Below are 22,035 nucleotides of genomic sequence, written 5' to 3' on the forward strand. Positions count from 1 at the left end.
ACCCGTCGTTCATCTTTTCGCGAGTGCGGTGGAAAATATTGCGATTGCGCACGCCAAAAAGGCGGTGGAGCATTTTTCCTATTGCTGATTGCAGACTTGATCTCCGCCTTGGGCAGGAGTTGGCTGAAGCTGCGCCGCGTTTGGGCGCTGGAGCCGGATCCGCCGGTTGCGATCGGACAGGCGGTGAATTCGGCCCTCGAACCTGAGACGGATGCGTGCCGGTGCCCGGTCGCGACGGGCCGTGGCGCGCGGGGGGAGACCTTGGCATGAACAAATATGTCGCCGAGTTCATCGGAACCGCGGTTCTTGTTCTCTTCGGCTGCGGCTCGGCCGTGCTCACCGGCTACGGCTCCGCGCCCATCGGGATGCTCGCCATCGCCTTTGCGTTCGGCCTGGCCGTGACCTCCATGGCCTACGGCATCGGCCATGTGTCCGGCTGCCACATCAATCCCGCCGTCACCATCGGCGTCTGGGCTGCGGGACGCATCCCCACCTCGGAAGTGCCCAAATACTGGATCGCGCAGATCCTCGGCGGCATCGCCGGCGCCGCCATCCTGTTCATGATCGCCTCCGGCAAGCTCGCCGGCTTCGATGTCGCCACCGCCGGCCTCGGCCAGAACGGCTGGGGCGAGGGTTATATCGGCGGTTACGGTCTCGGCGCGGCGATCCTCGCCGAACTGGTGGGCACCTTCATCTTCCTCGTGGTGATCCTCGGCTCCACCTCCAAGGCCGGCATCACCCAGGCGGCTGGCCTCGCCATCGGCCTGTCGCTGGTGATGATCCACATCGTCTTCATCCCCGTCACCGGCGTGTCGGTGAACCCGGCCCGCTCCATCGGTCCGGCGCTGTTCGCCGGCGGCAAGGCGATCTCCCAGCTGTGGCTGTTCATCGTGGTGCCGCTGGTGGGCGCCTATCTCGCTGGCCTTCTCTTCAAGCTGAAGGTGCTCGAGGACTGAGCTCCCCATCTGGATGCATAAAAAGGGGGCGCGCCGGCAAGGCGCGCCCCCTTTCCGTTTGCCGGGTCAGGGCTCCCGGCAAACCCCCGCTCCGGGATGCCTCACTCGGCGGCGACGGGGCCGGACGGGTTCTTCTGCTGCTGCGCCGTTTCCGCCGCCTTGGCGCGGGTCTCGTGCTCCAGCGCCGCCTTCACGCCCGCCCCATACTCCGGGTGGACCTTGGTGAAGAGCGCGATCTGCCGGTCCGCGATCTCCTGCGGAATGCCGTACATGCCGGCCGCGAGGTTGCTGAAGAGCCGCTGGCGCTGGCCGGCGTCGAACAGCTCGAACAGTGCGCGCGGCTGGGAGAAGTCGTCATTGCCGATGCGGTGGCTGTAGCGCTCCGCGTCGCCGGAGATCGCCAGCGGCGGCTCGGCATACTTGGCATCCTCGGCGGCGCCGTTGAACGAATTGGGCTCGTAATAGGCGTCGGTGTTCCCGGTCATCTGCGGGAAGAACCGCATGGCGCCGTCCTTGTGATAGTGGTGCACCGGGCACTTGGCGGCGTTCACCGGCAGGTGCTCGTAATGCGTGCCCAGGCGATAGCGGTGGGCGTCCGCGTAGGAGAAGATGCGGGCCTGCAGCATCTTGTCCGGCGAGAAGGAAATGCCGGGCACGATGTTGGACGGCGAGAAGGCCGCCTGCTCGATCTCGTTGAAATAATTCTCCGGATTGCGGTTCAGCTCCATCACGCCGATGTCGATGGGCGGATACTCGCCGTGCGGCCACACCTTGGTAAGGTCGAAGGGATTGTAGGAGGTCTTCTCTGCATCCAGCTCCGGCATCACCTGCACCTGCACCTTCCACTTGGGGAATTCGCCGCGCTCGATGGCGCTGAACAGATCCTCCTGCGTGGATTCGCGGGTGCGGCCGACCACCTCGGTGGCCTCGCCATTGGTCCAGTGCTTGTGGCCCTGCAGGGTCTTGAAGTGGAACTTCACCCAGAAGCGCTCGCCGGCCTCGTTGATGAAGGAATAGGTGTGCGAGCCGTAGCCGTTCATGTTGCGCACGCCCACGGGCAGGCCACGGTCGGAGAACAGGATCGTCACCTGGTGCAGGCTCTCCGGCGAGAGGGACCAGAAGTCCCACATGGCGGTGGGCGAGCGCAGGTTGGTCTTGGGGTGGCGCTTCTGGGTGTGGATGAAGTCCGGAAACTTGTAGGGGTCGCGGACGAAGAACACCGGCGTGTTGTTGCCCACGAGGTCCCAGTTGCCCTCGGGTGTGTAGAACTTCAGCGCGAAGCCGCGCACGTCGCGCTCGGCGTCCGCCGCGCCGAGTTCGCCGGCCACCGTGGAGAAGCGGGCGATCATGGGCGTCTGCGCGCCGGGCTGGAGCGCCTTGGCCTTGGTGTATTTCGAGATGTCGCCGGTGATGGTGAGGGTGCCGTGGGCGCCCCAGCCCTTGGCGTGGACCACGCGCTCGGGAATGCGCTCGCGGTTCTGGTGCGCCAGCTTCTCGATGAGCTGGTAATCCTGCATCAGCACCGGGCCGCGCGGGCCGGCGGTGAGGGAATTCTGGTTGTCGGCGATGGGATTGCCGGCCGTGGTGGTGAGGGTGGGTCGCGTCATGAAGGGCTCCCTGCTTGGACCTGCGCCGTGACGGCTGCGGATCAACCGGGGCGCAGCATGGCCGTCAGTTGGAATAAGGACAAATCAGATTGCATTGAATTTTTGATAAGATAAACTTATCGCGTGCTCTCCACCCGTCAGCTTCGCTACTTCGACGCCCTTGCCCGCCACCGCCATTTCGGCCGTGCGGCGGAGGAGTGCGCCGTGACCCAGCCGGCCCTCTCCATGCAGATCCGCGAGATGGAGGAGGCCCTCGGCGTGCGCCTCGTGGAGCGGGGGCGGAGCGGGGTGCGCCTGACGCCGGTGGGGGAGGAGGCCGCCTCCCGCGCCCGGGGCGTGCTCGCGGCCCTCGCCGACATGGAGCGCACCATCCGCGACCGGGGGCGGCTGCTGGAAGGGCGGATGCGTCTCGGCGTCATCCCCTCCATCGCGCCCTATCTCCTGCCCCGCCTGCTGCCGGAGATGGCGGGCCGCTGGCCCGGCGTCGAGATCGCGCTTCGGGAGAGCCAGACCGAGCAACTGGTGAACGATCTCGCCCATGGCGATCTCGATCTCGTCATCCTCAGCCTGCCGGTTGAGCATGCGGCGCTGGAGACACTGGCGCTGTTCGAGGACCCATTCCTCCTCGCCGTTCCCGAAAGCTCGGCGGACTTTTCGGGCGAGACCGCCGCCGCCGAGGACATCCTCGCCGCGGACCTCCTGCTGCTGGAGGATGGCCACTGCTTCCGGGACCAGGCGCTCAACGTCTGCCGCAAGGTGGATGCCCGCCAGCTGCGGCGCTTCGGCGCCTCCAGCCTCTCCACGCTGGCCCAGCTGGTCGCCAACGGGCAGGGCGTGACGCTGCTGCCGCAGATGTTCGTCGCCTCCGAAGGCGGGAGCATCCCGCGCGTGCGGCTGCTGCGCTTTCCCCATCCCGCGCCGTCGCGCACCATCGGCCTCGTCTGGCGGCGGACTTTGCCGTTCCGGGACGACGTGGCGCAGGTCGCCGCCATGGTTCGGGCCTGCCGTCCGGCTGTGCAAGACGGCGAAGACCGGCGCTCTGCCTTGCTTTGACCCGCGTTCGCGGCTAAGCCCCGCCCAAAGACGGGGATCCTATGGCTCAGGACGGACTTTCCTACCGCGACGCGGGCGTGGACATCGATGCGGGCAACCGGCTCGTCGATCTCATCAAGCCGCTGGTGAAGGCCACCGCCCGGCCCGGCGCCGATGCGGACATCGGCGGCTTCGGCGGCGTGTTCGACCTGAAGGCGGCGGGATTTGCCGATCCCCTCCTCATCGCCACCACCGACGGCGTGGGCACCAAGCTCAAGATCGCCATCGATACGGGTGTCCATGACACCATCGGCATCGATCTCGTGGCCATGTGCGTGAACGATCTCGTGGTGCAGGGCGCCGAGCCGCTGCTGTTCCTCGATTATTTCGCCACCGGCCGCCTCGCGCCGGAGGTGGGCGCGCACATCGTCGCGGGCATCGCGCGGGCCTGCAAGGCGGCCGGCTGCGCGCTCATCGGCGGCGAGACGGCCGAGATGCCGGGCATGTACCGCGACGGCGACTATGACCTCGCCGGCTTCTCCCTCGGTGCCGTCGAGCGCACCGAGCTTTTGCCGAAGAAGGATGTGGGGCCGGGCGACGTGATCCTCGGCCTCGCCTCGGACGGCGTGCATTCCAACGGCTATTCGCTGGTGCGCCGCATCGTCGAGCGCTCCGGCCTCGCCTGGACCGACGAGGCGCCCTTCCACAAGGGGCAGAACCTCGGCACCGCACTCCTCACCCCCACCCGGCTCTATGTGAAGAGCGTGCTCTCCGTCATCCGCGCGACCGGGGCGGTGAAGGCGCTCGCCCACGTCACCGGCGGCGGCATCACCGAGAACCTGCCACGCGTGCTGCCGGCCGGCACCATCGCCCGGATCGACCTGTCCAACCTCATCGTTCCCCCGGTCTTCCGCTGGCTCGCCTCCGTCGGCGCGGTGGCGCCGGAAGAGATGCTGCGCGCCTTCAACTGCGGCGTCGGCATGGCCGTGGTGGTTCCCGTGGAGCGCGAGGAAGAGGTGGCCGACGCCTTCGCCGCCGCGGGCGAGACGGTTATCCGCCTCGGCGTCATCGAGCCGGGCACCGGCGCGGCCCATGTGGTTTATGACGGGGCCGCCGACTTCGGGTTCGCGTCGTGAGCGAGGCGGCGCCGAAACGCACCGCGATCCTCATCTCCGGCCGCGGCTCCAACATGGCGGCGCTGGTGAAGGCGGCCGAGGCGCCGGACTTCCCGGCCGAGATCGCGCTGGTCCTCTCCAACCGGGAGGACGCCGCCGGCCTCGACTTCGCCAAGGACCATGGTGTGCCCACCCTTGTGCTCTCGCACAAGGGCTATGCTGACCGCCTCGCCTTCGACGCGGCCCTCGACGCACATCTCAAGGCCGAGGGCATCGAGATCGTCTGCCTCGCCGGCTTCATGCGTCTCCTCACCCCCTGGCTGGTGGAGCGCTGGCGCAACCGGATGATCAACGTCCACCCCTCGCTGCTGCCGAGCTTCAAGGGCCTCCACACCCACGAGCGGGCGCTGGAGGCCGGCGTGCGCCTGCACGGCTGCACCGTCCATTTCGTCCGCGCCGAGATGGACGAGGGCCCGATCATCCTCCAGGCCGCAGTGGGCGTGGAGGCCGACGACACGCCGGACGTCCTCGCCGCCCGCGTGCTGGCGCAGGAGCATGTGATCTATCCCAAGGGACTGGAGCTTCTGGCCGCCGGCCGCCTGAAGGTCGCCGACGAACGGGTGGAGATCACCGGCGCCATGGGCGGCCTCCCGCCGCTGGTTTCGCCGGGGGTGTAGTTCACGAGCGGGGTGCCCGCTCTCCTTTGTGCTGACGCTATGCGGTCGCCGGGCGTGAGAGCCTCACGCCCCGATCTTCACCACCCGCACCTTGTTGTCGTGAAACGCCGCGCCACCCACCGGCGCCACCGGATCGGCGCCCGTCAGCGTATTGATCCCGCGCCCACCGCGGTGGGCGCCGGAGGGCTGGATCTGCTCGGAGACGACGACGCCGCGCCGCAGCCCCTCGAACAGCCGGACGCGCAGCTCCACCCGCCCGCGCGGATTCTCCACCGCCACGAGATCGTCCTCGGCCACGCCCAGCGTTGCCGCGTCTTCCGGGTGAAGCAGCAGGGAGGGCGCGCCCTCCTTCTCCTGCGAGGTGGGCGTCTCGGTGAAGGAGGAGTTGAGGAAGTTGCGCGCCGGCGCGGTGACGAGGCGGAAGGGATGCTCCGCATCCGCCTCCTCGATCACCGCCCAATGGTCCGGCAAAGCCGGCATCTCGGCGACGGGGCCGAACTTGCCCGGCGCGGGGAAGGAGAGGTTGGCCCAGTCCACCGCGAAGTGGAAGCGCTTGTCGCGGTGGGCGAAGCCGTCGAGGAAGTGGGCGGCGCGGAAATCCTGCGCCACGTCCATGAAGCGGGCCTCCTCCAGCGCCTCCACCGGGCCACGGCCGCTTTCGCGCAGGGTCCAGTCGATGAGTTCGCGCGCGGTCATGCCGAAGCCGGGATGCTCGGCGCCGAGGCGGGATGCCAAAGCACAGATCACGTCATGGTTGGTGCGGCATTCGCCCGGCGGCTCGACGATCTTGGTGCCGATCTGGATGTGGGGATGCCCGCCCGCGCCATAGAGGTCGTCATGCTCGGTGAACATGGTGGCGGGCAGCACGATGTCCGCCATTTTCGCGGTGTCGGTCATGAACTGCTCGTGGACCGCGACGAACAGGTCCTCCCGCGCGAAGCCGCGCTTCACCTTCTCCTGCTCGGGGGCCACCGCCACCGGATTGGTGTTCTGGATGAGGAGCGCCGCCACCTTGCCGCCGCCGGCCAGCGCGTCCTCCTCGCCCATCAGGATCGGGCCGATGCGGGACTGGTCGAGGGCGCGCACGGTGGGATCGAGCCGGTCCAGCCCCTCGATCATCTTCTTGCGCCAGCCATAGGTGCCGGACATGGAATGCAGCGCGCCGCCGCCCTCATGCTGCCAACTGCCGGCCACCACCGGGATGGAGGCCACCGCATGCATGTTCAGGGCGCCGTTGCGGCTGCGGGAGAAGCCGTAGCCGATGCGGAAGTAGGAGGCGGGCGTCGTGCCCACCAGGCGGGCGTAGGCTTCGATCTCGGCGACCGGCAGGCCGGAAATGGCCGAAGCCCATTCCGGCGAGCGGGCGGCAAGGTGGGCTTCCAGCGCGGCGGCGTCGCGGGCGTAGGTGTCCATATAGGTGCGATCGGCGAGGCCGTCGCGGAACAGCACATGCATGACCGCGCAGGCCAGCGCCCCGTCCGTGCCGGGGCGGATGAGCAGGGGGATGTCCGCCTGCTCCATGGTGGGCGTGCGATAGACATCCACCACCGCGATCTTCGCGCCGTGCTTCTTCCGCGCATGGATGGCGTGGGTCATCACATTGACCTGCGTGGACACCGCATTGGTGCCCCACAGGGTAATGAGGCCGGACGAGGCCATCTCGCGCGGGTCCACGCCGGAGATGCGGCCGGCGCCCGCCATGTAGCCGCTCCAGGCGGGATTGACGCAAATGGAGGAGAAGAAGCGCGAATAGCGCTTCACATGGGTCAGCCGGTTGATGCCATCACGCATCACGAGGCCCATGGTGCCAGCGTAATAATAGGGCCAGACGGACTCTGCCCCATGCGCCCGCTCGGCCTTCAGGAGGCCCTCGGCCACGCGGTCCAGCGCCTCATCCCACGAAATGCGAGTGAACTGGCCGGACCCCTTGGGGCCGGTGCGCAGCAGGGGATGGGTGAGGCGGTCCGGGTGGTTCGCCCGCTCGGCATAGCGGGCGACCTTCGCGCAGATGACGCCGGCGGTATAGGGCTGGTCCTTCGAGCCATGCACGCGGCCGATGCGGCCGTCCGCCATCACGTCCACCTTCAGGGCGCAGACGGACGGGCAGTCATGAGGACAGACGGACGGGTGGGTCGCAACCGGGCTGTGGGCGGCGTGCGAGGCGTTCGGGGCATGGACGTTCATGGCCGAGAGACAATAAAGGGGGCGACGCGCGGCGTCGCCCCCTTTTCAGACCTTATCTAGGGAAGGCTCAGGCGCCGTGCCCGGCCTCGGTGGCGCGGTCGCGACTGCGGTTGCGCAGGATGTAGCCGAGCCCCAGCACGAAGAGCGCGCCGATGGTGCTTGCCACATAGTGGGGCAGGGCCGCCGGGTGCAGTCCGTCCTCGGCCACCTTCACCAGCGCCGGATTGATCTGCTGCAGGTAGCTGAGCGCCATCACGTCGCCCACCAGCATCTCACCGGCGATCCAGCCGAGCAGCGCCGCGCCGAACCAGATCAGGATGGGGAAGCGGGTGAGCAGCGACAGCAGCAGCTGCGAGCCGAAGATGATGAGCGGGATGGTGAGCAGCAGGCCGAACACGAACAATTCCCAGTGCCCGCGCGCCGCGGCGGCGATGGCCACCACATTGTCGAGGCTCATGACCGCATCGGCGATGGCGATGGTGCGCACGGCCTTCCACAGGCTGTCCGATGCGGCGACCTCGTGGGAATCCCCGCCGTTGTCGGTGACCAGCTTGATGGCGATCCAGAACAGGAGCAGGCCGCCGACCACCTTCAGGAACGGCACGCCGAGAAGGTAGGAGACCGCCAGCGCGAACAGGATGCGCAGGCCGACCGCCGCGCCGGCGCCGAGCAGGATGCCCCACTTGCGCTGCTTCTGCGGCAGCGAGCGGCAGGCGAGCGCGATGACCACCGCATTGTCGCCGGACAGCAGCAGGTCGATCCAGATGATCTGCAGAAGGGCGACCCAGAAGGTCGGCGCGGTGAAATCCATCGTCCACTCCATTGGGTGCAGGCGGTAAGGCTATCGTTCGGGGCGGTTCGGCGGGCACGGATGCTATGATGTCGCGTCGCATAAATGACGCGATAGAACTTCCGTTACGGCAAACCGGAGACAGAAAAAAGGGGCCTCGTGCGACCCCTTTCCCTCAAAATCAATTCAGGCCGGCAGGTCGTTGTGGGGCGCGCGCCGACCCTTGTACCAGCGCAGGCCAAGGGCCACAGCCACCACGAGGACGGCGCCGGCGGCCGAGACGATGCGGTGAAGGTGGTGGGTGGTTGCCTCGCCCAGCCGCTCGATGATGGCGACATCGCCCAGCAGCATGTCGCCCGCCACCCAGCCCAGCAGCGCCGCCCCGGCCCAGACCAGCAGCGGGAAGCGATTGATGAGCGCCATCACCAGCGAGGAGCCGGCGATGATGAGGGGAATGGAAATGGCCAGGCCGAATATCAGCAGGAACCAGTCGCCGTCGGCGATGGCGGCCACGGCCACCACATTGTCGAGGCTCATGACGATGTCCGCCACGGCCACCGTGCCCACGGCCTTCCAGAGGTTGTCGCTGGACTGGATGGCCTCTTCGCCCGCCTCTTCGGGGCCGGCGAGGTCCACCGCGATCCACATGAGCGCGAGCGAGCCCACGAGCTTCAGCCAGGGCAGCGCCAGCAGCGTCGCGACGATGCCGGTGAAGATGATGCGCAGTCCCACCGCCACGCCGGCACCGAGGACGATGCCCGTGCGGCGCACCTTCTGCGGCAGCGAGCGGCAGGCGAGCGCAATGACCACCGCATTGTCGCCTGACAAGAGGACGTTGATCCAAATGATCTGAAGCAGCGCCAGCCAGAGCACTGGTGAATCGAGCGCCATGTTCCCTACCCCGGGCCAAAAGAGCGTCGGCGTCACCGCGAGATTGTATTCTGCGTCTGGTGCGCCGTATTTTGGATTTTGACGCTACGGTATTCTGCCCGTGGGGCGGGCTCAACAAAAACCGGATGCCGCGGCGCACCAATTCGATCGCGCGCCGCGGAATCCTAATCGAATACCAGCTCAGCCGACGATTTCATTGCCGGAGAAGAACTGGGCGATCTCCACCTTGGCATTGTCGGTGCTGTCGGAGCCGTGGGCCGAATTGGCCTCGATGGACTCGGCGAACAGCTTGCGGATGGTGCCCTCGGCGGCGTTCGCCGGGTTGGTGGCGCCCATCACTTCGCGGTACTTGGCAACCGCGTTCTCGCCTTCGAGCACCTGCACCACAACGGGGCCGGAGATCATGAAGGCCACGAGCTCGCCGAAGAAGGGGCGCTCCTTGTGCACGGCGTAGAAGGTCTCGGCCTCCTCGCGCGTCATGCGGATGCGCTTCTGGGCCACGATCTTGAGGCCCGCGTTCTCGATGACGGCATTGATGGCGCCGGTGAGGTTCCGACGCGTGGCGTCGGGCTTGATGATCGAGAAGGTGCGCTCGATCGCCATGGGGGACCGTCCTGTCTGTTCATGGAAGAGGAATGCCGCGAGCATCCCGCGGATGGCGCGGCTCTTAGCAGGGGGGCGCCCAAGGGGCAAGGGAAGGGGCGAAATGCCCTGCCTTCACCGGTCCTTCAGCACCCCGTCGATGGCCCGCTCCACGGCGGCGGAGGCATCGAAGGCCACCGGCACGCCAAGCACCCGCGGCCAGAACAGCGGCTCCTTGATGGCGCCAAGGAATTGCGCCGCCGCGAGCTGCGGGTCCGGCGTGGCGAGGCGGCCCTCGGCGGCGAGCGCCGCGAAGTAGGCCCCGAGCCCCTTCAGCGCCGGCTCCTTCCCAACGGCGAAATAGGCCTGGGACAATTCCGGAAAGCGGGGAGCCTCGGCAATGACCAGCCGCAGCAATGGCACAACGTCCGGCCGTTCCCAATGCTCGGTCAGGCGCCCGACATAGGCGCGCAGAACGGCTCGGGGGTCGCCGCCTGTGTCGCCGGGCAGGATGGGCGCGCGGGTGAAATGGGACCAGGCGTCGTCGATCACCGCCGCGAACAGGTCCGCCTTGCCCGGAAAGTGCTGGTAGAGCGTGCGCTTGGAGACGGGCGCCGCCGCCGCCACGGCATCCATGGAGGTGCCCTCGTAGCCCCGCTCCAGAAACAAACGGCGCGCGGCTCCGCGGATGCGCGGCACGGTGGTGCGGCGGTCGCGTGGGGGGCGGCCGTCGGCCGGAGCGGCTCCGGCGGCGCGGGGCGGGGAGGGGATGTCACTTGACATAAGTACACTATACGGTGTAGTTTACATTCATGGCCAGCGCGGATCCGCTTGGCTGTGCATCCCTACACTCCCCTTCATATGAGGTCCCCCATGGACCAACGCTCCCTCGGTCGTTCGGGCCTGTCCGTGTCCGCCATCGGTCTCGGCTGCATGGGCATGTCCGAATTCTATGGTCCGAGCGACGACGAACAGTCGCTCGCGACCCTAGCAGCCGCTCTCGACCTCGGCATAAATTTCTTCGACACCGCCGACATGTACGGCGTCGGCCACAACGAGCGCCTGCTCGGCCGCTTCCTGAAGGGGCGGCGTGACAGCGTCGTCCTCGCCACCAAGTTCGGAAATGTGCGCGGCCCCAACGGCGAGCGCCTCGGTGTTTCCGGCACGCCGGACTATGTGCGCTCCGCCTGCGATGCCAGCCTCGAACGGCTCGGCATCGACACCATCGACCTTTATTACCAGCACCGCGTCGACCCCAACACGCCCATCGATGAGACGGTGGGCGCCATGAAGGGGCTGGTGGAGGCCGGCAAGGTGCGCTTCCTCGGCCTGTCCGAATGCTCGGTGGCGACGCTCCGCAAGGCCCATGCGGTGCATCCCATCACAGCCGTGCAGATCGAATACTCCCTTTGGAGCCGCGAGCCGGAAGAGGAGATGCTGGCGGCCTGTCGCGAACTGGGCGTCGCCTTCGTCGCCTATTCCCCGCTCGGCCGCTCCTTCCTCACCGGCGCGGTGAGCAGCCCTGACGCGCTGGCGGACGATGACTTCCGGCGGAGCAACCCCCGCTTCAGCGGCGAGGCGCTCAAGACGAACCTCGCGCTGGTGGAAGCGCTCAAGGACTTCGCGGCGGGCAAGGGCGTGACCAGCGCCCAGATCGCCCTCGCCTGGATCCTCGGCAAGGACGACAACATCGTCCCCATTCCGGGCACCCGGCGGCAGAAGTATCTGGAGGAGAATGTGGCGGCGACCCGCATTCGCCTCTCGCCGGACGAGATCGCCGCACTGGACGCGCTGTTCGCGCCGGATGCGATCGCGGGAACGCGCTATCCGGCGGCGGCCATGGCGATGCTGAACCTCTGATCGCCGGTCGATCCTGCGGCCCGCGGCGCTGTCGCGGGCCGCGCTCTTCCCGAACGTCACTTTCTAAGGCGTATCGCTCCTGCGCAGGTTCACAGCCCCGATTTCACATGCTAGACACGGTGCATGTAAAAATCATATTTCACCATATGTGAAATGTAAATTCGGGAGCCAGTTCCATGATCACCCGCCGCGCCCTCCTCGCCACCGCGCTCGCCGGCGCGGCCGTGGCTCCGTTCGGCGCCGCGCCGTCCCTGGCCCAGCAGGGGCCGAACACGCTCCTGAACGTCTCCTACGACATCTCCCGCGAGCTGTTCACGGCCATCAACGCGGAGTTCATCCCCTTCTGGAAGTCGAAGACCGGCCAGGAGCTGACGGTGAACCAGAGCCACGCCGGCTCGTCCCGTCAGGCCCGCGCGGTCATCGAGGGGCTGGAGGCGGATGTGGTCACCTTCAACCAGGTGATCGACGTGGATACTCTTGCCAGGGCCGGCTATGTGGCGAAGGACTGGGCGAAGAAGTTCCCCAATTCCGCCTCGCCTTATTATTCCTTCCCGGCCTTCCTCGTGCGCGCGGGCAACCCGAAGAACATCAAGGACTGGTCAGATCTCGTCCGCGATGATGTGAAGGTCATCTTCCCGAACCCCAAGACCTCGGGCAACGCGCGCTACACCTACCTCGCGGCCTATGCGTTCGCGCTGGAGCAGAACAAGGGCGACGCCGCCAAGGCCGATGCCTTCGTGAAGAAGCTGCTCTCCAACGTCCCCGTGTTCGATACCGGCGGCCGGGCCGCCACCACCACCTTCGTCGAGCGGGATACCGGCGACGTGCTCGTGACCTTCGAGGCCGAGACGCGCACCATCGAGGGGCTCTATCCCGACAGGAAGCTGCTCACCGTCGTGCCGCCCGTAAGCCTTTTGGCCGAGTTCCCGGTGGCGGTGGTGGACAAGGTGGTCGACAAGCGCGGCTCTCGCGCCTCGGCCACGGCCTATCTCGAGTTCCTGTATTCCCCCGCTGGGCAGACGCTTGCAGCGAAAGCCTTCCACCGGGTGGTGGACCCGAAGGTGGTCGCCGAGTTCAAGGACCAGTTCCCGCCCATCCGCCTCGTGAAGGTCGAGGACGTGTTCGGCGGCTGGGAGAAGGTGCAGGCCACACACTTCGCCTCCGGCGGCAAGCTCGACAGCCTGTTCGCGGGCAAATGATCCCTCTGGCGGCGTGAGAGGGGCGCGAGCCATCCGCGCTCGTGTCGCATTCCCGCCAGTCCACCGATAAGGCGCCGGCGTCCCTCGGGGGCGTCGGCGCTTTTGTGTGTTCTAAGCTGATGGCTAAACGAGACTTTTCTAAGTTTGGAATAGGTCGGCATGCATTTTGAATGGCTCGAAGGAACGCCACCGAGCCGCGAGCCGTCATGTCCGAAGCCGCCGAAGCCGAAGTCCTCGACATTCCGCAGGTCTACACCCATCACGTCTTCTGCTGCTTCACCCAGCGGCCGCCCATGCACCCGCGCGGTTCCTGCGGCGCCAACGGCGCGCAGCCCCTCTGGGAGCGTCTCGGCAAGAAGCTGGAGGCCTCCGGCCGCCGCGATATCGCGATGACCTCCTCCGGTTGCCTGAGCTTCTGCCAGGCGGGGCCGATCATGGTCGTCTATCCGCAGGGCATCTGGTACACGCCGAAGACCCCCGAGGACATCGACGAGATCGTGTCCTCGCATCTGCTCGGCGGTAAGCCGGTGGAGCGCCTGATCATCGTTCCGCGCATCTGATCCGAGCCCGAGCGGCGATTCCTTCGGTCTGTCATCGCCCGCCACGTGCGGGCGATCCACGGTCGGGCTGGGACAATTCTCCGGCGATCCGGGCAGGCGCAGAAGTGGATCCCCCGGACGAGCCGGGGGATGACGGCGCCTTAACGCCGGAGGCAGAGTCAACACCAAATCCCGCGGCGCTTGAAGGCCGCGCGATCAGGTGGAAGGTGGTGTCAGGACCAGCGCCTCACGCCTTGCCGGGATCGGCGAGGCGGAAGGTGAGGCGCACGCAGGTGCCGCGCTCGCGCGGGTCGAAGATCGGCTCGCAGCCGAGCTTCATCGACATGGCCCTGACGATGCGGTTGCCGAGGCCGGTCGAGTTCGCAGGCTTTTCCGAAGAGATGCCGGCGCCGTCATCCTCCACGGTGAAGTCGAGCCTGTCGCCCACCCGTCGCAGCTTCACCCGCACCGGCCCTTCGCCATCGGGATAGGCGTATTTCATGGCGTTGATGACGAGTTCGGTGGCGATGATGCCCAGCGCAACGCCGCGATCGGGGTCGATGTGGATGGGATCGGCATCATAGGCGAGGGTGATGCCGCCGTGCTCGCGGTGCGCAGACACCTGCAAGTCGTCCAGCAGCGAGCCGATATACTGGTCGAGCGCAACGGTGGCGATCTGGTCGGAGGTGTAGAGGCGGCGATGAACCTGCGCCACCGCGGACACCCGGTTGCGGGCCGAATTCAGCGCTTCCTTGACCCGCGGCTCATCGGTGGCGCCGGCCTGCACGTTGAGCAGCGACACGATGATCTGCAGCGAATTGCCGACGCGATGGTTCATCTCGCGCAGCAGCAGCGCCCGCTCGGCGGCCAGCGCCTCGAACCGGTCCCGGGCGGCGCGGATCTCGGCTTCCGCCGCCTCGTGGGCGCGGCGCATGCGCACCTGCTCCACCGCCGCGACGAAGGCGGCCCGCAGCAGCTCGATGAAGTCGGCCTGGACCTCCTTCACCACATAATCGGCCGCACCCGCCTTGAGGGCGGCCACCGCGAGGCGGCCATCCTGCGCGCCGGTGACGTAGACCACCGGCGGGGGGTTTTCGAGCGCCCGGATGGCGCGCAGCGTGACCATGCCGTCCTGTCCCGGCATGTAATGGTCGAGCGCCACCACGTCGAACCGCTCGGTGCCGAGGCGGGCCAGCCCGTCCTCGCCGGAGAAGGCGGGGACCACCTCGAAGCCGAGGCGGCCAAGCTGGCGCTGCACCAGCCGCCCGAGGGCGGGGTCGTCGTCCACATAGAGCACGCGCAGCGGCAGGGGCGGGGCGGATGCCGCGTCCGGTTGGGATGCCAGGGGGTCGGACACGGCGCAGTCCATCAGTCGGTCTCCGGCACCTGGATGACGGAAAAGAACAGGCCCAGCTGCCGGATCGCGTTGGCGAAATTCTCGTAATTGACCGGCTTGGTCACATACACGTTGGCGCCGAGATCATAGCAGCGCTGGATCTCCACTTTGTCGTCGGTGGTGGTGAGCACCACCACGGGCGAGCGCTTGAGATGCTCGTTCTGCTTGATACGGGCGAGGATATCGACGCCGGTCATGTCGGGCAGGTTGAGATCGAGCAGCACGAGAAGCGCGCGCCCGCTGCTTTCCCGGCCGCTGCCGTCGGCGCCGAACAGGAAATTGACGGCGCTGGTGCCGTCCCTGAAGGCCATGATCTCGTTGCTCACGCCCGCGCGCCGGATGTTCTTCTCGATGAGTCGGGCGTGACCCTCGTCGTCCTCGATCATGATGATGGTGACGTGTTCAACCATGGTCTTTCATTCCGGTCTCCGTGGGCAGGCGGCGCGGTACCGTCACCTTGAAGGTGGAGCCTTCACCCAGCTTGGAATCGAGAGAGATGAGTCCGCCCATGCGGCGCACCAGCGCACGCACATGGGCAAGGCCGATGCCTTCGCCGGGGCGGTCCTGCCGGCCCGAGCGGCGGAACAGCTCGAACACCCGGCCGCGATCCTTGGGATCGATGCCCCGGCCGTTGTCCGCGATCACGAAGGTCACGAAGCCGGGGGTGTCCACGGCGCTCACTTCCACGCGCAGCGGCACGTCGTCCCGGCGGTATTTGAAGGCGTTATCGAGGAGGTTGGTGAAGATCTGCTCCAGCGCCAGCCGGTCGGATTGGATCACCGGCAGGCGCTTGATGGCGATCTCTCCGCCCGCCTCGTGAAGCTGGTGGGTCATGCTGTCACGCAGGCTGGCGAAAAGCTGGCCCATGTCCACGTCCACGGGCATGAACTCCTTCCGGCCTTCGCGCGACAAGGCGAGAATGGCGTGAATGAGCCGGTCCATGCGGTTGATGGACGTCTTGATGAAGCCGAGCGCCTCCTCGAAATCGGCGGCGAGCTGCGCATCGCTCTCCGGTGCGTCCCCCGCCTGGGCTCTCAATTGCGCGAGACGATCGAACAGGTCGCCGCGCATGGCCTCGATCTCGCTGGTGAAGCCCATGATGTTGACCAGGGGCGAGCGCAGATCATGACTGACGATGTAAGCGAAGCTCTGGATTTCGTCGTTGGCTTCCTTGAGATCGGCGGTGCGCTCGGCGACGCGCTTCTCGAGGTCCTGGTTGGCGGCCTCAAGTTCACCATGAGCCGCCTGCAGCGCGTTGATCTGACGGCGATTGAGCGTCAGCGCGAGGGCGCCGAGGGCCAGCACCACGGCGAGGCCCGAGAGGCTGACCACGGTGAGCCAGACCGTGCTGTCGCGGGAGGCGCCGGTGCGCTCCTCCAGCAGCTTGTTCTCCACCTGCTTCATCTCGACGAGAAGCGTACCGAGGCGCGTCATGGCGCCCTCGGTGCGGTCGGCGCGAAGGTCCGCGAAGGCGCCGTCCAGGTCGCCCGCCGTCCGCAGCGCCATGGATCGCTCATAGGAGGCGAGGCGTTCGGCGATCAGGTCGCGGGCTTCCGCCACCCGCTGCTGCTGTTCCGGATTGTCGGCGGTGAGGGCGGCGATCTGCTCAAGAGTGGGTCCGGTCTGCGCCTTGGACTGCTCAAAGAAGCGGGCGAACCCCTCGCGACCGGTGATGAGAAAGCCGCGCTCCGAACTTTCGCTGCGACGGATGAGAACCTGCAATTGGGATACGGCGTTCATCACCTGAAGCGTGTGCGCGACGCTCTCCGCATCCGACCGCGCGCGGTGGATGAGGGTTATCGAAGACGCGCTGATGGCGACGAGGATCGCAAAGCCGAGCAGAAGGAGAAGCGTCGGGCCGGGCGTGGCGAACTGATGCCGCCAGGCGCGTGGCGCGGGCTGTGTCATGACAGGGAAAGATCCGGCTTGGGACACGGGCACGCGCGCAAAGACGTCAGCCGGCCGCACGTGGCCGCGCGGGCAGGTTTTGTCCCGCTCGCGGAGGCCGCCTCGCCGAGGGGGCGAACCGCCCATTTTCCCATTTCGTCCCGCCTCTCCGGCCGCGCGGTAAATTGAAACCTCTTTTGGGTCAATGCGCGCCAACTCCAGGGGTGATAAGTGCGGACTCGCTTGAAGGTTCCACGCCTTCGCGCTTGGATGCGGCTTGAACGTCGCTTTTTTGAAGACGGAGTATCATGCCGGTCACAATCCCCGGCCGTCGACCCGAGGAGGCCTCTGCCGCAGCAGAGTCTGCCGACGAGGTTGCGGCCTATCTGTCCACCTACGGCGAGCCGGAGGTGGTGGAAGTTCTTTTGCCCGATACATCAGCGGTGCTGCGCGGCAAATGGATCCCCGGGCGGTCCATCACCAAGATCTGGAAGGACGGGGTCGCCATTCCCCTCTCCATCTTCGGCCTAGACATCTGGGGCTGCGAGGTGGAGGCGACCGAGATCCACCTGGAGACCGGCGACAAGGACGGCCTGTGCTGGCCGGTGGCGGGCACGCTCAAGCCGGTGCCCTGGGCGCCGCGGCCCACCGCGCAGGTGCTCATCACCATGCACGAGCCGGACGGCTCGGCCAAAGGCGCGCCGTGGAAGCTCGATCCGCGCCAGCAGCTTGCCGGCATCGTGGACCGTTTTACCGCCCGTGGCCTCGCCCCCTGCGTCGCTTTCGAGCTGGAATTCTACCTGCTGAAGCCGTCCGACGTGCCGGGCGCGCCGCCGGAGCCGGTGTTTCCCGTCACCGGGCAGGCGCGGCAGAACATGTATTCCATGTCCGACCTCGACGCCTTCGCGCCGGTGCTGCACGACATGCGGGCCGCCTGCGAGCAGCAGGGGCTGCCGGCGGACACGGTGATCTCCGAGGCCGCGCCCGGCCAGTTCGAGGTCAATCTCTACCACCGCGTGGATGCCCTTGCGGCAGCGGACGACGCCATATTGCTGCGCCGGCTCATCGACGGCGTGGCCCGGCGCCACGGCCTGCGCGCCAGCTTCATGGCCAAGCCCCTCGTGGATTTCGCCGGCAACGGCATGCATGTCCACGTCAGCCTGATGGAAACGGGCGGGGGCAATCTCTTCGCGCGGCCGGACGGGGTGGGTGACCGGGCGCTGCGGCACGCCGCCGGCGGGCTTCTCGCGACCATGGCGGACTCCACCCTTCTGTTCGTGCCGAGCTACAACGGCTACCGCCGCCTCGTGCCGGGCTCCTACGCGCCGGTGTCCATCAGCTGGGGCTATGACAACCGCTCGGTGGCCGTGCGCGTGCCCAACGGGCCGCCCGCCGCCCGCCGGCTGGAGCATCGCATCGCCGGAGCGGAGGCCCATCCCCATCTCGTGCTCGCCGGCATCCTCGCGGGCATGCTGGAGGGGCTGGAGCGGGAGATCGAGCCGCCGGCGCCGCTCTCGGGCAATGCCTACGAGCATGAGGCAGAGCGGCTCTCGCCCTCCATGGAGGAGGCGGTGCGGCGCTTTTTTGCCTCCGACTTCATCGCCCGCGCCTTCGGCGAGGACTATCGCCGCATCTATGGCGTGATGAAGCGGGAGGAATTGGCCGCCTTCACCCGGCAGATCCTGCCCCTCGAATACGACACTTACCTGTGAGCACCGCGGCGCACCCGTTTCCTGTTGAGCGGTGTGCCGCGACGCAATAGCCTTCCACCACCGGGGACGGCAGGATAAGCCCGCCCCGCGCAAGAGGAGAACGGCGGATGCTTCGCCAAACGCTAGCTGCAGTCGTCGTCGCCACGCTCGGCCTTACCGGCGTGGCGACGGCTCAGGACAAGGTCCTGAACGTCTTCAACTGGTCGGACTATATCGATCCGACCGTGCTGGAAGATTTCACCAAGGAAACCGGCATCAAGGTCCGCTACGACGTCTTCGACAGCAACGAGGTGCTGGAGACGAAGCTGCTCGCGGGCAAGACCGGCTACGACGTGGTGGTGCCGTCGGGCTCCTTCCTGCAGCGGCAGATCAAGGCGGGCGTGTTCATCCCCCTCGACAAGGCCAAGCTCCCCAACCTGCAATATGCCTGGCCCGAGGTGTCGCAGCGCCTCGCCGTGTACGACCCCGGCAACGCCCATGCGGTCAACTACATGTGGGGCACCACCGGCATCGGCTACAACGTGGACAAGGTGAAGGAGCGCCTTGGCGACATCCCGCTCAACACCTGGGACATCATTTTCAAGCCGGAAATCCTCTCCAAGCTGAAGGACTGCGGCGTCTACGTGCTGGACGGTCCGGAAGAGGTCATCCCCACCGCGATGAAGTATTTGGGGCTTGATCCCAATTCCAAGAATCCGGACGACATCGCCAAGGCCGGCGAGCTGCTGATGACCATCCGGCCCTTCATCAAGAAGTTCGACAGCTCGGGCTACATCAACGCCCTCGCCCGTGGCGACATCTGTATCGCCCTCGGCTGGTCGGGCGACGTCTACCAGGCCAAGGCGCGCGCCCAGGAAGCCGCGAAGAAGACCAAGAAGAAGCCGGTGAACGTGGACTACGTGCTGCCCAAGGAAGGCGCGCTCATGTGGTTCGACAATTTCGCCATCCCGAAGGACGCCAAGAACATCGACAACGCCCTCGCTTTCATCAATTACATGATGAAGCCCGAAGTGGCGGCCAAGAACACCAACTTCATCTCCTACGCGAACGGCAACCTCGCCTCGCAGAAGTTCATCGACAAGGAGATCATGGACAACCCGTCCATCTATCCGACGAAGGAGGTCTTCGACCGCCTCTTCATCGTCACCACCAACGAGCCGCCGGTGCAGCGGGTCATCACCAAGACCTGGAACACCTTCAAGCGCGGGAAGTGATCGGCAGGCGGAGCGCCCGCCAGCCCATTGGCATCTGAAAATGAAAAGGCCGCGAGAGGCATCTCCCGCGGCCTTTTTCGTGGTGTGCCGTGCGGGCCTCTCAGCCCTTCAGCCCCCGCTTCACCGCGTCGACGATGCGGTCCTGCGTCGCCTCGTCCAGATAGGCGTGCATGGGCAGGGAGATGACCTCTTCCGCCAGCGCCTCGCACACCGGCAGGATGGCGCCGGCGGAGGGATAGTGGCGATAGGCCGGCTGCAGGTGCATGGGCAGACGGTAGTAGACGGCGGTGGGCACGCCCTCGGCCTTCAGCTTCTCGGCGAGGCCGTCGCGCACGCCGGGGGCGAGCTTGATGGTGTATTGGGCCCACACTGAAGTGGCGCGGGGGTCCACCACCGGCACGCCGGCCACGTCCTTGAGCAGTTCATTGTAGCGCCGCGCCACCTTCTCGCGCGCCGCGATCTCCTCCTCGAAGATGGCGAGCTTTTCGAGCAGGACGGCGGCCTGGACCGTATCGAGGCGGGCGGTCATGCCGATGCGCACGTTCTGGTACTTGTCCACGCCCTGGCCGTGCTCGCGCAGGCTCTTGAGGATGGTCACCAGTTCCTCGTTGTCGGTGAGGATGGCGCCGCCGTCCCCGTAAGCGCCGAGCGGCTTGGCGGGGAAGAAGGAGGTGGCGGTGGCGTCGCCGATGGAGCCGGTGCGCCGGTTGTTCCAGGTGCCGCCGAAGCCCTGCGCGGTGTCGCACAGAACCTTGAGGCCATAGGTCTCGGCGATCGGCAGGATCGCGTCATAGTCCGCGGGCTGGCCGAACAGGTCCACCGGAATCACCACGCGCGGCTCCAGCCCCTGCTCGATGGCGACCTGGATGGCCTGCTCCAGGCTCTCCGGGTCCATGTTGAAGGTGTCTTCCTTCACGTCCACGAACACCGGCGTGGCGCCGACCCACGGCACCACCTCGGCAGTGGCGCAGAAGGTGAAGGCCGGGCAGAACACGGCATCGCCCGCCTTCACGCCCCAGGCCATGAGCAGCAGGGCCAGCGCATCCGTCCCGCTGGAGCAGGAGACAGCGTATTTTGCTCCGGCGAAGGCGGCGAGCTTCTGCTCGAACTCGGTGACTTCCGGGCCGTTGATGAAGCGGCAGGAGGCGAGCACCGCCTGCACCGCGTCGTCCACGCGGCGGCCAATGCGGGCGCGCTGGGCGGCAAGGTCGATGAAGGCGATGGGGGCGCTGGCGCCCGACGCGGGAGAGGTCATCTCTGGTCCGTTTCAGAAGGCCCGGTCGCCGGGCGTTTCGCAGGCGCGCGCCCGCCCGCCGGCCTGGAGCCGGCGCGGCCGCACGTTCAAGGGCAGGCTCAGCCCACCGCGCGTCGCTTGGTGGCGGAGCCCCGCGCTGAGGCGGCGGCACCGGGCAGGCACGACATGGCGATCTCTAGGCTCGCCACGCCCTCCTCGCCGGTCACTTCCGGCGGCCGGCCGGTGCGCACGGCGGAGAGGAAGTTCTCAAGCTCGGCGCGCAGCGGCTCGGCATAGGCCACCGGCAGGTGCCGGGTGGAGTAGGAGCCGTCGGGGCGATAGTCGAAATGCTCGGTCACCTGGCGGGTGAGCAGGTCGCCGATCACGTATTTCTTGGAGGTGGCGACGTGCACCGTGCGCGCCTTGAAGGGCGTCAGCCAGTTGGTGTTGATGTGCGCCAGCGCGCCGGTGGCGGTGCGGAACTGGAGCAGGGCGATGTCCTCGCGCTCGGCGATGGCGGCGCGGGTCTGCGGCTGCACTTCCAGGATGTCCGAGCCGGTGAACCAGCGAATCAGGTCGATGTCATGCACCGCGAGGTCGATCACCACGCCCACATTGGACATGCGGGGCGGAAAGGGGCCGACGCGGGTGATGGCGATGGACAGAAGGTTCTCGTCCCGGATGGCATCCTTGATGGCACGCACCGCCGGGTTGAACCGCTCCACATGACCGATCATGAGGGTGACGCCCTTGTCGCGGGCGGCGGCCACGATCTCGCGGCCTTCCTCGGTGGTGGAGGCGACAGGCTTTTCCACCAGCACCGAGCAGCCGGCGGCGATCACGTCGAGGGCGATGGGATGATGCAGGTGGGTGGGGGCCGCCACCACAACCGCGTCGAGGCCGAGGGCGAGGAGGTCGCGATGGTCGCCCACCGCCTGGCAGCCGAGAAAATTGGCGACCCGCTGGGCCTGAGCCTGGTCGGGATCCGCCACGGCGACCAGTTCCGCGCCGGGAAGCTCGGCCAGAACGCGGGCGTGATTCGATCCCATGATGCCGATGCCGGTGACGCCGATGCGTACCGGACGGTTCGAGGCGCGCTCCTGAGCGGGCGCTGCCGGATGAGCCATTTCAGCCCTCTTCTGCCGTTCAACCATTGCGCG

The 22,035-nt window shown here is 67.2% G+C and carries 20 protein-coding genes; 9 read left to right on the forward strand and 11 right to left on the reverse strand.

The features are described 5' to 3' along the window. The first annotated feature begins 266 nt into the window (after nt 1–266). Nucleotides 267–956: an aquaporin Z gene (gene aqpZ / locus V5F63_RS03020; RefSeq protein WP_209487643.1), complete on the forward strand. Its 690-nt coding sequence runs from the start codon at nt 267–269 to the stop codon at nt 954–956. 101 nt (nt 957–1,057) lie between these two features. Here the strand turns inward: aqpZ and V5F63_RS03025 are convergent, their stop codons facing one another. After that, entirely contained in the window at nt 1,058–2,563 is a 1,506-nt protein-coding gene (locus V5F63_RS03025) for a catalase (RefSeq protein ID WP_394101551.1), read from the reverse strand. 123 nt (nt 2,564–2,686) lie between these two features. On the opposite strand from V5F63_RS03025, the gene V5F63_RS03030 reads away from it, so the two are divergent. The 3 genes from V5F63_RS03030 to purN are packed head-to-tail and all read left to right on the forward strand — an operon-like array spanning nt 2,687 to nt 5,387. Further along, nucleotides 2,687–3,616: a hydrogen peroxide-inducible genes activator gene (locus tag V5F63_RS03030; RefSeq protein ID WP_394029508.1), complete on the forward strand. Its 930-nt coding sequence runs from the start codon at nt 2,687–2,689 to the stop codon at nt 3,614–3,616. Between the two features lie 41 nt (nt 3,617–3,657). After that, the gene (purM, locus tag V5F63_RS03035) at nt 3,658–4,731 is read left to right on the forward strand and encodes a phosphoribosylformylglycinamidine cyclo-ligase (RefSeq protein ID WP_394101552.1); all 1,074 of its coding nucleotides are present in this window, start codon (nt 3,658–3,660) and stop codon (nt 4,729–4,731) included. Then, entirely contained in the window at nt 4,728–5,387 is a 660-nt protein-coding gene (purN, locus tag V5F63_RS03040) for a phosphoribosylglycinamide formyltransferase (protein WP_209487647.1), read from the forward strand. Before purM ends, purN begins: the two co-directional genes overlap by 4 nt. Nucleotides 5,388–5,450: 63 nt before the next feature. On the opposite strand, the gene V5F63_RS03045 is transcribed toward purN, so the two are convergent. The 5 genes from V5F63_RS03045 to V5F63_RS03065 all read right to left on the reverse strand — a co-directional run bounded on the left by V5F63_RS03045 (nt 5,451) and on the right by V5F63_RS03065 (nt 10,617). Continuing rightward, the gene (locus V5F63_RS03045; RefSeq protein WP_394101553.1) at nt 5,451–7,571 is read right to left on the reverse strand and encodes a molybdopterin-containing oxidoreductase family protein; all 2,121 of its coding nucleotides are present in this window, start codon (nt 7,569–7,571) and stop codon (nt 5,451–5,453) included. 67 nt (nt 7,572–7,638) lie between these two features. After that, nucleotides 7,639–8,382: a TerC family protein gene (locus V5F63_RS03050; RefSeq protein ID WP_209487649.1), complete on the reverse strand. Its 744-nt coding sequence runs from the start codon at nt 8,380–8,382 to the stop codon at nt 7,639–7,641. A gap of 165 nt (nt 8,383–8,547) precedes the next feature. Beyond that, entirely contained in the window at nt 8,548–9,252 is a 705-nt protein-coding gene (locus V5F63_RS03055; protein ID WP_209487650.1) for a TerC family protein, read from the reverse strand. 180 nt (nt 9,253–9,432) lie between these two features. Further along, a complete protein-coding gene (gene ndk / locus V5F63_RS03060; RefSeq protein WP_209487651.1) occupies nt 9,433–9,855 on the reverse strand; it encodes a nucleoside-diphosphate kinase in 423 nt (140 codons plus the stop codon). A gap of 114 nt (nt 9,856–9,969) precedes the next feature. Next, entirely contained in the window at nt 9,970–10,617 is a 648-nt protein-coding gene (locus tag V5F63_RS03065) for a TetR/AcrR family transcriptional regulator (protein WP_394029504.1), read from the reverse strand. 90 nt (nt 10,618–10,707) lie between these two features. Here V5F63_RS03065 and V5F63_RS03070 point away from each other — a divergent pair, with 90 nt between their 5' ends. The 3 genes from V5F63_RS03070 (at nt 10,708) to V5F63_RS03080 (ending at nt 13,453) form a co-directional block, all read left to right on the forward strand. Then, the gene (locus V5F63_RS03070; RefSeq protein WP_394101554.1) at nt 10,708–11,694 is read left to right on the forward strand and encodes an aldo/keto reductase; all 987 of its coding nucleotides are present in this window, start codon (nt 10,708–10,710) and stop codon (nt 11,692–11,694) included. Between the two features lie 176 nt (nt 11,695–11,870). Then, entirely contained in the window at nt 11,871–12,893 is a 1,023-nt protein-coding gene (locus V5F63_RS03075) for a sulfate ABC transporter substrate-binding protein (RefSeq protein WP_209487654.1), read from the forward strand. A gap of 206 nt (nt 12,894–13,099) precedes the next feature. Further along, a complete protein-coding gene (locus V5F63_RS03080; protein WP_209487655.1) occupies nt 13,100–13,453 on the forward strand; it encodes a (2Fe-2S) ferredoxin domain-containing protein in 354 nt (117 codons plus the stop codon). Nucleotides 13,454–13,679: 226 nt separating this feature from the next. Here V5F63_RS03080 and V5F63_RS03085 read toward each other — a convergent pair whose 3' ends face one another. The 3 genes from V5F63_RS03085 to V5F63_RS03095 are packed head-to-tail and all read right to left on the reverse strand — an operon-like array spanning nt 13,680 to nt 16,736. Then, a complete protein-coding gene (locus V5F63_RS03085; protein ID WP_394101555.1) occupies nt 13,680–14,789 on the reverse strand; it encodes a histidine kinase dimerization/phosphoacceptor domain -containing protein in 1,110 nt (369 codons plus the stop codon). A gap of 11 nt (nt 14,790–14,800) precedes the next feature. Then, nucleotides 14,801–15,238 (reverse strand): response regulator, encoded by a 438-nt coding sequence (locus V5F63_RS03090; protein ID WP_209487657.1) that lies wholly within the window; start codon nt 15,236–15,238, stop codon nt 14,801–14,803. Then, nucleotides 15,231–16,736, reverse strand: coding sequence for a sensor histidine kinase (locus V5F63_RS03095; RefSeq protein ID WP_394101556.1), 1,506 nt, complete (start codon nt 16,734–16,736; stop codon nt 15,231–15,233). Before V5F63_RS03095 ends, V5F63_RS03090 begins: the two co-directional genes overlap by 8 nt. A 287-nt stretch (nt 16,737–17,023) precedes the next feature. Here V5F63_RS03095 and V5F63_RS03100 point away from each other — a divergent pair, with 287 nt between their 5' ends. Both V5F63_RS03100 and V5F63_RS03105 read left to right on the forward strand, forming a co-directional pair. Then, nucleotides 17,024–18,427: a glutamine synthetase family protein gene (locus V5F63_RS03100; RefSeq protein WP_209487659.1), complete on the forward strand. Its 1,404-nt coding sequence runs from the start codon at nt 17,024–17,026 to the stop codon at nt 18,425–18,427. Between the two features lie 107 nt (nt 18,428–18,534). Further along, nucleotides 18,535–19,641 (forward strand): polyamine ABC transporter substrate-binding protein, encoded by a 1,107-nt coding sequence (locus V5F63_RS03105; protein WP_209487660.1) that lies wholly within the window; start codon nt 18,535–18,537, stop codon nt 19,639–19,641. Between the two features lie 100 nt (nt 19,642–19,741). On the opposite strand, the gene V5F63_RS03110 is transcribed toward V5F63_RS03105, so the two are convergent. Both V5F63_RS03110 and V5F63_RS03115 read right to left on the reverse strand, forming a co-directional pair. Next, complete coding sequence (locus V5F63_RS03110; RefSeq protein WP_394101557.1) at nt 19,742–20,896, reverse strand: DegT/DnrJ/EryC1/StrS family aminotransferase; 1,155 nt, start codon at nt 20,894–20,896, stop codon at nt 19,742–19,744. 98 nt (nt 20,897–20,994) lie between these two features. Further along, the gene (locus tag V5F63_RS03115) at nt 20,995–22,002 is read right to left on the reverse strand and encodes a Gfo/Idh/MocA family protein (protein WP_209487662.1); all 1,008 of its coding nucleotides are present in this window, start codon (nt 22,000–22,002) and stop codon (nt 20,995–20,997) included. Between the last annotated feature and the right edge of the window lie 33 nt (nt 22,003–22,035).

Source organism: Xanthobacter wiegelii (assembly GCF_043193855.2).
Classification (GTDB): Bacteria; Pseudomonadota; Alphaproteobacteria; order Rhizobiales; family Xanthobacteraceae; genus Xanthobacter; species Xanthobacter flavus_A.

Excerpts from the sequence above, each read along its gene's own strand:
- aqpZ (WP_209487643.1), top strand. The coding sequence starts at position 267 with ATGAACAAATATGTCGCCGAGTTCATCGGAACCGCGGTTCTTGTTCTC.
- V5F63_RS03025 (WP_394101551.1), bottom strand. The coding sequence starts at position 2,563 with ATGACGCGACCCACCCTCACCACCACGGCCGGCAATCCCATCGCCGAC.
- purM (WP_394101552.1), top strand. The coding sequence starts at position 3,658 with ATGGCTCAGGACGGACTTTCCTACCGCGACGCGGGCGTGGACATCGAT.
- V5F63_RS03045 (WP_394101553.1), bottom strand. The coding sequence starts at position 7,571 with ATGAACGTCCATGCCCCGAACGCCTCGCACGCCGCCCACAGCCCGGTT.
- V5F63_RS03050 (WP_209487649.1), bottom strand. The coding sequence starts at position 8,382 with ATGGATTTCACCGCGCCGACCTTCTGGGTCGCCCTTCTGCAGATCATC.
- V5F63_RS03055 (WP_209487650.1), bottom strand. The coding sequence starts at position 9,252 with ATGGCGCTCGATTCACCAGTGCTCTGGCTGGCGCTGCTTCAGATCATT.
- ndk (WP_209487651.1), bottom strand. The coding sequence starts at position 9,855 with ATGGCGATCGAGCGCACCTTCTCGATCATCAAGCCCGACGCCACGCGT.
- V5F63_RS03065 (WP_394029504.1), bottom strand. The coding sequence starts at position 10,617 with ATGTCAAGTGACATCCCCTCCCCGCCCCGCGCCGCCGGAGCCGCTCCG.
- V5F63_RS03070 (WP_394101554.1), top strand. The coding sequence starts at position 10,708 with ATGGACCAACGCTCCCTCGGTCGTTCGGGCCTGTCCGTGTCCGCCATC.
- V5F63_RS03075 (WP_209487654.1), top strand. The coding sequence starts at position 11,871 with ATGATCACCCGCCGCGCCCTCCTCGCCACCGCGCTCGCCGGCGCGGCC.
- V5F63_RS03080 (WP_209487655.1), top strand. The coding sequence starts at position 13,100 with ATGTCCGAAGCCGCCGAAGCCGAAGTCCTCGACATTCCGCAGGTCTAC.
- V5F63_RS03090 (WP_209487657.1), bottom strand. The coding sequence starts at position 15,238 with ATGGTTGAACACGTCACCATCATCATGATCGAGGACGACGAGGGTCAC.
- V5F63_RS03095 (WP_394101556.1), bottom strand. The coding sequence starts at position 16,736 with ATGACACAGCCCGCGCCACGCGCCTGGCGGCATCAGTTCGCCACGCCC.
- V5F63_RS03100 (WP_209487659.1), top strand. The coding sequence starts at position 17,024 with ATGCCGGTCACAATCCCCGGCCGTCGACCCGAGGAGGCCTCTGCCGCA.
- V5F63_RS03105 (WP_209487660.1), top strand. The coding sequence starts at position 18,535 with ATGCTTCGCCAAACGCTAGCTGCAGTCGTCGTCGCCACGCTCGGCCTT.
- V5F63_RS03110 (WP_394101557.1), bottom strand. The coding sequence starts at position 20,896 with ATGACCTCTCCCGCGTCGGGCGCCAGCGCCCCCATCGCCTTCATCGAC.
- V5F63_RS03115 (WP_209487662.1), bottom strand. The coding sequence starts at position 22,002 with ATGGCTCATCCGGCAGCGCCCGCTCAGGAGCGCGCCTCGAACCGTCCG.